Here is an 11,276-nt window from a genome sequence, read left to right as displayed (position 1 = left end):
CACACCGGAAGCGACTTCACTGAGAACTGCGCCGATTTTGGTTTCAAATACGCCGCCGTCCAGCTCCCCGATAAATGCCTGCACATCAGTACTGCGTTCGCTAGCCATTTTGCTGCTCCTCATCATATCGACCCTGTAAGGTCGGTTAGTTTCTCCACAAAACAGAGAAGAACACCTGCGGTGGCAGCCGCCCGGATGGATTGGGTTATGAGCCCGTCGTCCGGTGATGCTCTTCTCTGTTTTGTAAAAAGAGCGGTACCAGCCGGAAGCAAGGGTACAAACTGGTACCGCCAAAGCAGTGGCTGTTGTGGTGGGGTTGTCACTCAGGCGTATGGTCAACCTGACAATCCGGTGTCCTCAACGGGGAAAGAGTAACCCCGCCATACTTACCGCCGCGCCATTTCGCGGATTACCACAACGCTGAGAGCACTTAGCCAGTTACGGCACCACACTTTGTCGCGGCTCCATAAATGCCCTCATCGTTGCACCCTGGTCTCTTCCCAGGCGTCAAACCGAATCGCCACGCTGGTTAGGCGTCTTATCAGCATCATCATTGACTTGCACATTCCGGCTACCTGGTTTGTTTGCCCGAGCAAGGAGTGGATTGTCCCCTTTAACGTCCCCAGACCGCTAACGACGCATGTGCCATACGCCGTGTTACAACCAAATTTTGTTTTAATCTTGCCTGTGTTATGTTTCTTTTAGATACATTATGTATCTCATGGGTACATTGTCAAGTATAAAAAAACCTGCCGAAGCAGGTTCATAAATATTGATTAGGCCTTTATTGTGTATCTTCTTGGTTTTCCCGAGAAAATCACTGTACCAATTATAGAGCAATTACCGTTAATCTTAATGTAAGGCTCAGGCCAGTTTGGGTTTAATGCTTTGAGATAACGCTGTGTTCCATCTTCTATCAATCGCTTGAAGGTGGTTTCGCCTGTATCGTGCATCAATGCAATAACGTCGTCACCGTGGCAGGCAGGGACTTCGGGATCAACAAAAATCATGTCTCCAGGGCGGTACTCATCAATCATTGAATCACCAATCACCCGCAAGATATAAGTCATTTCGCCACAGGGTACAGGGCAGGGATACGTTTCTGCTGTGCTCAAATCAACCTCAGAATAGCCAACTTCTTTCCATGCTCCGGCCTGTACCCATGATATGACAGGGACTAACGTTATTTGTTTGTTAGTGATTGAAACATCAGGTTTTTTTGTGATGTTCGTTGTCTGGTGTTCTTGATCAAGCCATCCGACAGGCAGGTCGAAACATTTTTCGATGTGCCGTGCCATGCTGTCACCGATATTTTTAGTAGCGCCATCCCCCATAAACCTGCTGGTTTGGGTTGGCTCGCGATCAATCATGGTGGCAAAGGATGAATTTCCGCCAACACCATCTCTCAGTTTTCTGGCGTTAGACCGCCGGATGTCATGGATTGTTTTCATAACGAAATTAAAACCTTTGTACCGATAAGGTACAAGTATCTTGAAGGTTCATTTCAATCATGTAATATGTATACCGGAGGTACATATTGTATGAAAGCGTATTGGGACTCTTTAACCAAAGAACAGCAGGGCGAGTTGGCCGGAAAAGTTGGCTCAACACCTGGCTACTTACGGCTGGTTTTCAATGGTTATAAAAAAGCCAGTTTTGTGCTGGCGAAAAAACTTGAGCAATGCACGTCAGGTGCAATTACGAAATCTGACTTAAGACCGGATATCTATCCGAAAGATTAACAGAACACCTTCAATTTTTAACCACAGAACGATGAGGCTAACCGTGGGTAAGTATCACTGGAAAGTAGAAAAACAGCCTGAGTGGTACGTGAAAGCTGTCAGAAAAACTATCGCAGCGTTGCCGGGTGGTTACGCTGAAGCAGCTGACTGGCTGGATGTAACAGAGAACGCATTATTTAACCGCCTTCGTGCCGATGGCGATCAGATTTTCCCGCTGGGATGGGCAATGGTTTTACAGCGCGCGGCTGGCACTCACTACATTGCGGATGCTGTCGCACAGTCTGCTGGTGGGGTGTTTGTATCGCTTCCTGAAATTGAGGAAGTAGAGAACGCCGATATAAACCAGCGCCTGCTGGAAGTCATCGAACAGATCGGGAGTTACTCAAAGCAGATTCGTTCGGCAATCGAAGATGGGGTAGTGGAGCCACACGAGCAGACAGCAATTAATGATGAGTTGTATCTGTCAATTTCGAAGCTCCAGGAGCATGCAGCACTGGTCTACAAAATCTTTTGCGCTCCAGAAAAGAGTGACGCCCGCGAGTGTGCAGCTCCGGGCGTCGTGGCGTTTTGTGTCTGTGGAGAAACTAACGCATGAACAGTTTAACGGCAAATAACCGTTTGTCGCAACAGCTGGTGGTCAGCGTCGCTGAACACCTGTTGTTACGGCATGAATGCAGATTACCAAATCACCTGGCTGTAAGTAACCACAGAGAACTTTACCTGACTGTGGGGGGCGAGTTGTGCAGGAACTTAACCGCTGGTTTCGTGATGGAAGAGGGCTTTATGTCCATGTTATTCGTTGGGAGCCAGAAACACAGCGCGTTATCTATCTTCGCAAAGACTACCCGCATGAGTGCTTTAGTCCTTTGTGGAAATTCAGGCGTGATTTTGTTGAGTGTGAAGGACCACCAGCACATTGATTCTGCCATTCCGGGACGTTACACTGTTCAGGCACCTTATAAAGCGGGTGCCGGGATTGGCGTCCTGGAAATGTTATCGGCGATATATGACGCGCCAGCGTCTTTTTTATCGTCTGCGTCTGCGCACACCCAAATTATGGTGGGCTGGACGGGGGCACCGAAAGGTGCGCCGGTTTCCGATAACGCCGGTTACGCCAACCCCGTTCAGTTCACCACCAGCGAAATTGGCGTTTCCGGTGGTGAAGGTAATTCACTGTTATCGGAGGCTGCCATCATGGCTACTGTCCCAGCCCTCACTCGTCTGAATGATGAAGACTTACATAAACTCAGTTATGTAACAACTGCACTACGTGCTCTGCGCAAGGTAACTCTTTCGGATCCGCAGGCGCATCAGGTTCTGGTAGAAACCCTTCTTAACTTGCAGGCTGAACGTATCCGTTTGGCGGATAAGGTTAATTTTCATATTCACCGTCTCCTGAATATCAGCGGAGGGCATCGTCATGCTTAATCCGTTGATCCTCAATATTTGCCGTTTGCTTCAGCGTAAAAAAACATCAATTCCTACAGTTGGGCAGTGGTACACCACGCCTGCAGGGCATGTTCTACGTGTTAGCCTGGTTGACCGTGAATGTCAGAAGGTGGTTTGTGAACCGCTGGGCCGTAATTACCGCGTCAGTATGCCGCTTATAGCCTTTCGCTCCGGAAAAAACATGAAGCATCTCGGAGGTGCAGCATGAGTATGGAGCTGATGGTTAAAGCGATGAAAATTCGAGTGGGTAATCCATTGCGAAAACTGGTTCTGATCAAGCTGGCTGATAATGCCAGCGATCAGGGTGAGTGCTGGCCCAGCTACCAGCATATTGCTGACCAGTGCGAGATTAGCAAACGTTCTGTGATGAATCATATTGCGGCCCTTTGTGAGTCCGGGCTGGTAAAAAAAGTCACCCGGAAAGGTGAAAAAGGTAACTCAAGTAATATCTATCTCCTTCATCTTGATGGTGCAGGAGATTCACTAGGGGGTAGTGCAAATAATTCACTATCTGGTGCAGCAAATTCACCAGGTAGTGCAGGAGTTGCACCAGGGGGTAGTGCAGGAGATTCACCCAGAACCAGTCACTCTTTTGAACCAGTCAAAGAACCAGTCAATGAACCAATAGCTGTTGGTGCATCAGTTGATGAGTCCGTGCGAGTTCGTTCAAACCGACCGGAATATTCTCCGGAGTTTGAGCAGGCATGGCTGGCATATCCCAAACGTGCTGGTGGCAATTCAAAATCTGCAGCCTTCAAAGCCTGGAAAGCCCGTTTGAATGAGGGGGTAAACCCCGAAACCATGCTGGAAGGTGTGAAACGCTATGCGGGCTGGGTATCTGCGATGGGTAACAGCGGCACACAATTTGTGAAACAGGCTGTCACGTTCTTTGGTCCGGATCGTCATTTCGAAGAATCCTGGGAAGTTCCTGCGGTATCTGCAGCCAGACGTGAGGACCCGTACTTCAAATCCAGTTACGACAACGTGGACTACAGCCAGATCCCGGCAGGATTCAGGGGGTGATCATGAGTCTTTTGAATGACGTTCAGAAATTCATTGAAGCCCATCCGGGGTGTACTTCCGGAGACATTGCGGATGCTTTTGCAGGTTACTCACGGCAGCGCGTACTGCAGTCAGCAAGCAAGTTACGTCAGAGTGGGCGTGTGGCTCACCGTTGTGAAGGGGATACACGCAGACATTTCCCGCGCCTGACTGAGAGAGCGCAGGAGCCGGAACCACAACCAGTTCGTGAAACCAGACCTGTGCGCAATTTCTATGTCGGCACTAACGATCCCCGGGTGATTTTGTGCCTGACCCGCCATGCTGAAGAACTGGAGTCAAGAGGCTTATACCGTCGTGCTGCAACCGTGTGGATGGCGGCATTCCGTGAAAGCCACTCCCAGCCAGAACGAAACAATTTTCTGGCGCGTCGTGAGCGGTGCTTACGGAAAAGCAGCAAGCGCGCTGCATCGGGTGAAGAGTGGTATCTGTCAGGGAATTACGTGGGGGCTTAATGAGTAATAAATATTGCCAGGCGCTGGTGGAACTGCGGAACAAACCAGCCCATGAACTGAAGGACGTGGGCGATCAGTGGCGCACGCCGGACAACATTTTCTGGGGAATTAACACCCTGTTTGGCCCGTTTGTTCTGGATCTGTTCACTGACGGTGATAACGCCAAATGTGCTGCGTATTACACGGCGGAAGACAACGCGCTGGCGCATGACTGGTCAGAACGTCTTGCGGAGCTTAAAGGTGCTGCCTTTGGTAATCCCCCATACAGCCGCGCCAGTCAGCATGAGGGGCAATACATCACCGGCATGCGTTACATCATGAAGCATGCCAGTGCCATGCGTGATAAGGGCGGGCGCTATGTTTTCCTGATCAAAGCTGCCACCAGCGAAGTTTGGTGGCCGGAAGATGCAGACCATATTGCTTTTATTCGCGGGCGTATTGGTTTTGAACTGCCTGCCTGGTTTATCCCGAAGGATGAGAAGCAGGTGCCGACAGGAGCGTTCTTCGCTGGTGCTATTGCTGTTTTCGACAAGACCTGGAAGGGACCGGCAATCAGCTACATCGGGCGCGATGAACTTGAGGCATGTGGTGAGGCCTTTCTGGCGCAGGTTCGCCAGCAGGCGGAAAAACTGGTCAGGGAGATGGCGGCATGACGACGTTAACTCAATGCCAGCAGCAGGTGCTGGATATGCTGATTTCTTACCAGAAAGAACGTGGCCTCCCGCCAACCAATCAGGAGGTGGCAACCATGCTGGGATACCGTTCAGTGAATGCAGCGGTGGAGCATCTTCGCGCACTGGAGAAAAAAGGCGTCATCACGATAAAGCGTGGCGTGGCCCGGGGGATCACGCTTCATACCGCAGTGAAGGACGACGACAGCGAAGCGGTCGGTATCATCCGCGCACTGCTTGCCGGTGAGGAGAACGCTAGGTTGCGTGCAGCCCACTGGTTACATGAGAGGGGCCTGAAAGTATGAAGTTGATCCTTCCTTTCCCGCCCAGTGTGAACACGTACTGGCGACACCCCAACAAAGGGGCATTTGCTGGTAAGAGCCTGATAAGCAAGGCGGGGCGAAAATTTCAGAGCGCGGCGTGCGCAGCAATAGTTGAGCAGTTACGTCGTCTGCCGAAACCAACGTCGGCACCTGCTTCAGTGGAGATCGTGTTGTTTCCTCCGGATAACCGGATCCGCGATCTGGACAACTATAACAAGGCTCTGTTTGACGCCCTGACCCACGCGGGTGTGTGGGAAGACGACAGACAGGTGAAAAGAATGCTGGTGGAGTGGGGACCGGTTATCCCGAAAGGGAAGGTCGAGATCACTATCAGTAAGTATGAGAAACCGGCGGGTGCAGCCGCCTGATTAAGAGGAGAAACGAAGTATGAATAATCTGATGGTCATTGATGGTATTGAAGTTCGTCGTGATGCTTATGGGCGTTACAGCCTGAACGATCTACACAGGGCTGCCGGTTCTCTGGATAAGCATAAGCCTGCATTCTGGCTCCGCAATGAGCAAACTGAACGTTTAATAAGCGAGTTGCAGATTTGCAACTCGGTCAATATAGAGCCAGTTAACGTTATTCGTGGCGGAAATAACCAGGGGACGTATGTCTGCAAAGAACTGGTGTATGCCTATGCAATGTGGATCAGTCCGTCATTCCATCTGAAGGTGATCCGTACTTTCGATATGGTAACCAGCGCACCGGAAAAATTATCCGGGCAGGCTGCTGACAAGATGCAGGCTGGTGTGATTCTGCTGGACTTTATGCGCCGGGAGTTAAACCTGTCTAACTCATCTGTGCTTGGTGCCTGTCAGAAACTCCAGGAGGCTGTTGGCTTACCGAATCTGGCACCGCGCTATGCCATTGATGCTCCTGCTGACGCGCCTGATGGCTCAAGTCGCCCCACGCTGTCGCTAAGTGCACTGCTGAAACAGTATGGTATCCGCCTGACGGCTAATCAGGCATATCACCAGATGGTGAAGCTGGGGATCGTCGAGCAGCGCGAACGATACAGCCGTACCGCGATTAACAACATCAAAAAATTCTGGTCGCTGACGGCGAAAGGCTGCATGTTCGGCAAGAACATCACCAGTCCTGCAAATCCGCGCGAGACGCAGCCGCACTTCTTCGAATCCCGATTCCCTGAGCTGTTAAAGCTGCTCGATACCGTTCATTGAGGTGACCGTGAGAGCACTACTGACCCCTGAAATTGCCCCGCGTATGGGGATCGTATTGTTCAGACCAGGTTCAGAGCTGATGCCCCTGTTTATGCAGGGGCGTGTCCTGCTGGAGCCTGAGCCGGAACGTTATTCATCTTTCGCCAGTGGTGCCGTTCCGGCGGCATCACAACCGCTGGCGGATGATCCTGCCGTTCGGGCCGTGTTCCGCAATGAGGCAGTGATCCGTCGTGCTGGTGGCGTGGAATGTCTTGAAAGCTGGTTACTTCGTGAAAAAGGCTGCCAGTGGCCTCATTCCGACTGGCACAGCGAGAACATGACCACAATGCGACACGCTCCGGGTGCAATCCGTCTGTGCTGGCACTGCGATAACCAGTTGCGCGATCAGTTCACGGAACGGCTGGAATCAATGGCAACGGATAACTGTACCCGCTGGGTGTTGTCTGTTGTGCGTCGGGATCTCGGTTTTGATGATAGTCACGTTGTGACAATGCCGGAACTGTGCTGGTGGCTGATTCGTAATGACCTGGCGGATGCCTTACCAGAAAGTGCAGCCCGTAAGGCACTGAGATTACCGAAGCCTGTTGTGCCGTCTGTCACCCGGGAAAGTGACCTTGTGCCTTCGGTTCCTGCCACCAGCATCATCCAGGATAAAGCGAAAAAGGTGCTGGCGCTGAAAGTGGATCCGGAGTCGCCGGAGTCTTTTATGTTACGCCCAAAACGTCGCCGCTGGGTTAATGAAAAGTACACGCGCTGGGTTAAGACACAGCCGTGTGCATGTTGTGGAAAGCCTGCTGATGATCCCCACCACCTGATAGGTCACGGTCAGGGTGGAATGGGAACAAAAGCGCATGATCTCTTTGTGTTGCCTTTGTGCAGAAAGCATCACGACGAGCTGCACGCGGATACCGTGGCATTTGAAGAGAAGTATGGCTCCCAGCTGGAGCTGATATTTCGTTTTATCGATCGCGCGCTGGCAATTGGTGTGCTGGCCTGATTTTTGTGGAGAAAGTTGATGCATGATATGTATGAAGTTTTAGACCGCTGGGGAGCGTGGGCTGCAGCAGATAACAGTGGTGTGGACTGGCAGCCGATAGCAGCAGGCTTTAAGGGGCTTTTACCTCATGGTAAAAAAATACGCCTTCAGTGTGATGATGATGAAGGCATCATGATAGACGGCTGTGTTGCCCGCCTGTATAAGTATAAACCAGACGAATATGAGCTGATCATTGCTCACTTCGTTATAGGTATTTCACTGCGTTCTATTGCGAAGAGACGCAGATGCTCAGATGGAACAATCCGGAAGCAATTGCAGACTGCGTTAGGTTTCATTAATGGGGTTATGTACATGCTCAAGTAATATTTGGCATTAATTTAAATAAAATACCGATGATGCCTATGAATGTAGGCATCCATGCTAGTGATAATAAACTGTCAAGCACCTTATGACAAAAATCCTCATTGTCATTTAATTTTTTAATAGCCTCTTCTAAGCTCTCTTTAAGATCGCTGGTGTCATCCTTTATTCTATATCTTAATTGTCCAAAAAGTATTTCTTTAGAGTGTGAAATACGAGCAAGTTGTTTTTTTTGTGACACAATCATTGCGGATGTTATTATTGCTGTGATAATCAATCCAATTAAAGCAATAATCCAATCAGCTTTTGTTGTTAATTTGAAAATAGCAATTGAACCAGCTAGTGAAATAGGTATTGCAAGAGCTTTGTTAGAAATTTCTGAAATTATTTTTGACAGTTTTTCTGAGTAATCGAGTTCAGCATCAACAACTTCTTTCCTTGCTTTATGAAAAGAAAATGCCGACATATAAGCAGCTAAGTTGTTCGTATAAAGTTCGCATATGAAATCCCACTTGTTAATTAACTCGACAAAGGAATTTCCATTTTTATTAACATACTCAATAACTGTGTTTCTGAAAGTGTTAATCTTTTCAATATGATGGGCATCAGTAGTAGCTTCACTACTTACTAATGTTTTAACTAACTGAGTATTTACTGTTTTATCATTAAAAATTTCTTCTGTAATATTTGTTTCAATTACAGCAGAAGAAGATTTAGACTCTGAGTTTAAAATAAAGACTAAACGATAAAATGTACCTTTGCTATCTTTTTTTATATCATGGAAATGAGCAAGCATGGAAAGAGCATTGATTAGCTCACAAATGTCCTCAATTTTTTGGATATAAGAAGGTTTTGGTGTTTCTAATGAATAGAAATCATCCTCTATAATATAGAAATACTCTGGCATTATGCCTTTCTTGAGCGTGTTTATTTTTACAAACTCGTTTTTATTTTTATAAAAACGATTCGCACTTCCTTGTGAAATTTTAAACGAGTATGTAAGAAAATTTCCCTTTGCAGGAAAGTCTTCATAATCATAAATTAAATGACCATCCACCTCTATTTCGTCAGCTGTACCAGCTTGAAAAGTAGGGTTCAAAATTCTTTTGAACAATGATTTTACGTCTGCATTATAAGCTATACGCGCAGAAAACTTAGCCCCGTCAAAATGAGGATAGCTTGATAATCTATACAGATTAACTATTATACTAAAATCATTCATTCTTTATCTTCTTCATTACTCGGGTTATCAGTTTCTTTCAACGCTCTTCTTATCTTAGTTAATGCCTCAACAGGCAAATTATTAAATGTTAGGCTTTGGTTTTCGTCATCATAATATATTTTAGCATCAGTTGTGACACCGAGTAAATCCTTGTCGAAGTGAAAGCTCAATGATGGGGTTTTATATATCACATTGCGGATTTTATCTAAGGAGTTTTTATTGATTACGAACTCTGATGGGATTCTGACTTCCTCACTATTGAGGTGTTTCATTAATTTATCAACAAGTTCTGTTTTTTCTTCCTCTTTTAAATAGGACATATGGCCTGAAGCAAGCGATTCGATATCAGAAAGCCTTGCAGAGTGCTCGTTGTCAAATTGCTTTTCTAAGTATTTGATAACATCATTTCTAAATGACTCTGCTTGATTTTTTAAAAGAGGTTCTTTCTTAAAGAAACGCCTTATTTCATCTGGTAACTTACGGGTTGCACCTGCTGAAGCAATCCCCTTGTCACATCCTAATGCTGCTATAAAATATGCTGCCGCTGACTGTCCCGTAGTTTTGCTTATAAAGCTTAGATAACTTAAGTCTGTTTTTTTTAAGTCATCTGCTTTTTGGTATTCTTCATAATATCTGAAATTTATTTTTGCTGCTTGGTTAATATTACCAAGTTCTAAGTGAATCATTTCCTCTGGCTCTAAATTTTCACTAATAGTTACGCCATTAGTTTTTTTGATCATTGTAACCAATAGATAACGGAAACCAGATAAAATATAATCAGTAAAAACAACATATCCTCCAGAAGCCCAAATCTGCTCTTGAGCAGATTTATACATTTGTTTCATAACTTCCTTCGATAATTCAATGAAATCACTTGAAACAGATTGTTGAACTAAAGAGTATTTATGAAATAGTTCTGGTATAGGGCCTTGCTTTGTTTTATTTTTAATAAAAACACCATAATGCGCTGAGTTCCCTTTTGAACCATACAAATCAATAACACCGTCTACTAATTTTTTTACTATATCATTTGTTTTATCTAGTTCTGTATCACGAAGATTGTATGGTTTGGAGTGATCGAAGTCTTTATTAGATTCTTTTAAGAGCTCATGAACGATTACGTGGCGTATGCTTGCTTTGCTCATTTTTTTGGTCAATTCCATGCGGTTAAGCTAACAATTGTAAAGAGCATAATAAATTACTAACGCGTACGCAAAAACTATCATAATCTGTTAAGAGTGGTTACTTCGCCACACAGCTTAAACCCGCCGTCGAGCGGTTTTTTTGTACCTGTAAACCAAGAGCAGTACGGTAAACACGCTGGTGGTCGTGAATACTGACTTTTTATCTTGCTGGCTTTTTAGACAAGAGTTATTGGTATGTCATGTTAACCAGAAGGGAAAAAGACATGCTAAAACAGCAAGATATGACAGAAACGGCGAAAGTTGTTTTTAATGAATTAAGCATCGAACCGGCAACAGTCGGGGAGATTGCACAAAACACATACCTTTCACGCGAACGCTGTCAGTTAATACTGACCCAGCTGGTTATGGCGGGGCTGGCAGATTACCAGTTCGGCTGTTACAGACGCCTTCAGCAATGAAGGGATTTTAATTTGTGAAAATGGGCGGCTGGTGGGTGTTGGTAGCACCTGCCAGCCATTCGCTCATGCTTACTGGTCACAAGCGAACCATGGCCCACTGCTTTAGCGCAAAAGCAGAGTGAGCCTACCAGAGTTACGCTTACTGATCCATGAAAAATACTGTAAAAATAAACAGTGTTGATTTAATCAACGCTGATTGCCTGCATTTTA

General features: G+C 46.6%; 17 protein-coding genes and 2 pseudogenes. 15 read left to right on the top strand and 4 right to left on the bottom strand.

The genetic code is table 11. The annotated features are described in order from the left end of the window. Both yfdP and K0778_RS23590 read right to left on the bottom strand, forming a co-directional pair. Positions 1-108 (bottom strand): annotated as a pseudogene (yfdP, locus tag K0778_RS27910) (protein YfdP); the annotation flags it as partial. Between the two features lie 668 nt (positions 109-776). After that, positions 777-1,451, bottom strand: coding sequence for a LexA family transcriptional regulator (locus tag K0778_RS23590; RefSeq protein WP_000848749.1), 675 nt, complete (start codon positions 1,449-1,451; stop codon positions 777-779). Positions 1,452-1,541: 90 nt separating this feature from the next. Here K0778_RS23590 and K0778_RS23585 point away from each other — a divergent pair, with 90 nt between their 5' ends. The 13 genes from K0778_RS23585 (at position 1,542) to K0778_RS23530 (ending at position 8,244) form a co-directional block, all read left to right on the top strand. Further along, positions 1,542-1,742 (top strand): YdaS family helix-turn-helix protein, encoded by a 201-nt coding sequence (locus tag K0778_RS23585; RefSeq protein ID WP_000649477.1) that lies wholly within the window; start codon positions 1,542-1,544, stop codon positions 1,740-1,742. Between the two features lie 43 nt (positions 1,743-1,785). Next, positions 1,786-2,337 carry a protein YmfL gene (gene ymfL, locus K0778_RS23580; RefSeq protein WP_063117287.1) on the top strand — a complete coding sequence of 184 codons (552 nt, stop codon included), beginning with the start codon at positions 1,786-1,788 and terminating at the stop codon, positions 2,335-2,337. A 145-nt stretch (positions 2,338-2,482) separates the two neighbouring features. Next, positions 2,483-2,662: a DUF4222 domain-containing protein gene (locus tag K0778_RS27905; protein ID WP_001341559.1), complete on the top strand. Its 180-nt coding sequence runs from the start codon at positions 2,483-2,485 to the stop codon at positions 2,660-2,662. Further along, on the top strand, positions 2,625-3,170 hold the full coding sequence (locus K0778_RS27900) for an ash family protein (protein ID WP_308464107.1): 546 nt from the start codon (positions 2,625-2,627) through the stop codon (positions 3,168-3,170). The genes K0778_RS27905 and K0778_RS27900 overlap by 38 nt, the downstream gene beginning before the upstream one ends. After that, positions 3,163-3,399: a hypothetical protein gene (locus K0778_RS23570; protein WP_000933943.1), complete on the top strand. Its 237-nt coding sequence runs from the start codon at positions 3,163-3,165 to the stop codon at positions 3,397-3,399. The genes K0778_RS27900 and K0778_RS23570 overlap by 8 nt, the downstream gene beginning before the upstream one ends. Continuing rightward, a complete protein-coding gene (locus K0778_RS23565; RefSeq protein WP_000061531.1) occupies positions 3,396-4,214 on the top strand; it encodes a helix-turn-helix domain-containing protein in 819 nt (272 codons plus the stop codon). Before K0778_RS23570 ends, K0778_RS23565 begins: the two co-directional genes overlap by 4 nt. Further along, positions 4,211-4,705, top strand: a complete 495-nt coding sequence (locus K0778_RS23560; protein WP_074152495.1) for a PerC family transcriptional regulator — start codon at positions 4,211-4,213, stop codon at positions 4,703-4,705. Before K0778_RS23565 ends, K0778_RS23560 begins: the two co-directional genes overlap by 4 nt. Further along, positions 4,705-5,358, top strand: a complete 654-nt coding sequence (locus K0778_RS23555) for a phage N-6-adenine-methyltransferase (protein WP_001401088.1) — start codon at positions 4,705-4,707, stop codon at positions 5,356-5,358. The genes K0778_RS23560 and K0778_RS23555 overlap by 1 nt, the downstream gene beginning before the upstream one ends. Then, positions 5,355-5,681, top strand: a complete 327-nt coding sequence (locus K0778_RS23550) for a LexA family transcriptional regulator (protein ID WP_063117284.1) — start codon at positions 5,355-5,357, stop codon at positions 5,679-5,681. The genes K0778_RS23555 and K0778_RS23550 overlap by 4 nt, the downstream gene beginning before the upstream one ends. After that, a complete protein-coding gene (locus K0778_RS23545; RefSeq protein WP_063117283.1) occupies positions 5,678-6,067 on the top strand; it encodes a RusA family crossover junction endodeoxyribonuclease in 390 nt (129 codons plus the stop codon). The genes K0778_RS23550 and K0778_RS23545 overlap by 4 nt, the downstream gene beginning before the upstream one ends. A gap of 19 nt (positions 6,068-6,086) precedes the next feature. Continuing rightward, positions 6,087-6,884 carry a KilA-N domain-containing protein gene (locus K0778_RS23540; protein WP_001061404.1) on the top strand — a complete coding sequence of 266 codons (798 nt, stop codon included), beginning with the start codon at positions 6,087-6,089 and terminating at the stop codon, positions 6,882-6,884. Positions 6,885-6,891: 7 nt separating this feature from the next. Then, positions 6,892-7,881 carry a DUF968 domain-containing protein gene (locus K0778_RS23535; protein WP_024211833.1) on the top strand — a complete coding sequence of 330 codons (990 nt, stop codon included), beginning with the start codon at positions 6,892-6,894 and terminating at the stop codon, positions 7,879-7,881. Positions 7,882-7,899: 18 nt separating this feature from the next. Next, positions 7,900-8,244, top strand: a complete 345-nt coding sequence (locus K0778_RS23530; RefSeq protein ID WP_063117282.1) for an antiterminator Q family protein — start codon at positions 7,900-7,902, stop codon at positions 8,242-8,244. Here K0778_RS23530 and K0778_RS23525 read toward each other — a convergent pair. Next, positions 8,237-9,463 carry a hypothetical protein gene (locus tag K0778_RS23525; protein ID WP_063117281.1) on the bottom strand — a complete coding sequence of 409 codons (1,227 nt, stop codon included), beginning with the start codon at positions 9,461-9,463 and terminating at the stop codon, positions 8,237-8,239. The two genes, K0778_RS23530 and K0778_RS23525, sit on opposite strands and share 8 nt — an antisense overlap. Further along, complete coding sequence (locus K0778_RS23520; RefSeq protein WP_053890593.1) at positions 9,460-10,608, bottom strand: nucleoid-associated protein; 1,149 nt, start codon at positions 10,606-10,608, stop codon at positions 9,460-9,462. Before K0778_RS23520 ends, K0778_RS23525 begins: the two co-directional genes overlap by 4 nt. Before the next feature lie 263 nt (positions 10,609-10,871). Here K0778_RS23520 and K0778_RS23515 point away from each other — a divergent pair, with 263 nt between their 5' ends. Further along, entirely contained in the window at positions 10,872-11,066 is a 195-nt protein-coding gene (locus tag K0778_RS23515) for a hypothetical protein (RefSeq protein ID WP_001355891.1), read from the top strand. Between the two features lie 149 nt (positions 11,067-11,215). Beyond that, positions 11,216-11,276: pseudogene (locus K0778_RS23510) on the top strand (site-specific DNA-methyltransferase); the annotation flags it as partial.

The organism is Escherichia sp. XD33, from assembly GCF_019375075.1.
Taxonomy (GTDB): Bacteria; Pseudomonadota; Gammaproteobacteria; order Enterobacterales; family Enterobacteriaceae; genus Enterobacter; species Enterobacter flexneri_A.
Note: the sequence above shows the minus strand (reverse complement) of the source record. Positions and strands in the feature narration are given on the sequence as shown.

Excerpts from the sequence above, each read along its gene's own strand:
- K0778_RS23585 (WP_000649477.1), top strand. The coding sequence starts at position 1,542 with ATGAAAGCGTATTGGGACTCTTTAACCAAAGAACAGCAGGGCGAGTTG.
- K0778_RS23565 (WP_000061531.1), top strand. The coding sequence starts at position 3,396 with ATGAGTATGGAGCTGATGGTTAAAGCGATGAAAATTCGAGTGGGTAAT.
- K0778_RS23570 (WP_000933943.1), top strand. The coding sequence starts at position 3,163 with ATGCTTAATCCGTTGATCCTCAATATTTGCCGTTTGCTTCAGCGTAAA.
- K0778_RS23515 (WP_001355891.1), top strand. The coding sequence starts at position 10,872 with ATGCTAAAACAGCAAGATATGACAGAAACGGCGAAAGTTGTTTTTAAT.
- K0778_RS23530 (WP_063117282.1), top strand. The coding sequence starts at position 7,900 with ATGCATGATATGTATGAAGTTTTAGACCGCTGGGGAGCGTGGGCTGCA.
- K0778_RS23590 (WP_000848749.1), bottom strand. The coding sequence starts at position 1,451 with ATGAAAACAATCCATGACATCCGGCGGTCTAACGCCAGAAAACTGAGA.
- K0778_RS23545 (WP_063117283.1), top strand. The coding sequence starts at position 5,678 with ATGAAGTTGATCCTTCCTTTCCCGCCCAGTGTGAACACGTACTGGCGA.
- K0778_RS23550 (WP_063117284.1), top strand. The coding sequence starts at position 5,355 with ATGACGACGTTAACTCAATGCCAGCAGCAGGTGCTGGATATGCTGATT.
- K0778_RS23520 (WP_053890593.1), bottom strand. The coding sequence starts at position 10,608 with ATGAGCAAAGCAAGCATACGCCACGTAATCGTTCATGAGCTCTTAAAA.
- K0778_RS23555 (WP_001401088.1), top strand. The coding sequence starts at position 4,705 with ATGAGTAATAAATATTGCCAGGCGCTGGTGGAACTGCGGAACAAACCA.
- K0778_RS23540 (WP_001061404.1), top strand. The coding sequence starts at position 6,087 with ATGAATAATCTGATGGTCATTGATGGTATTGAAGTTCGTCGTGATGCT.
- K0778_RS23525 (WP_063117281.1), bottom strand. The coding sequence starts at position 9,463 with ATGAATGATTTTAGTATAATAGTTAATCTGTATAGATTATCAAGCTAT.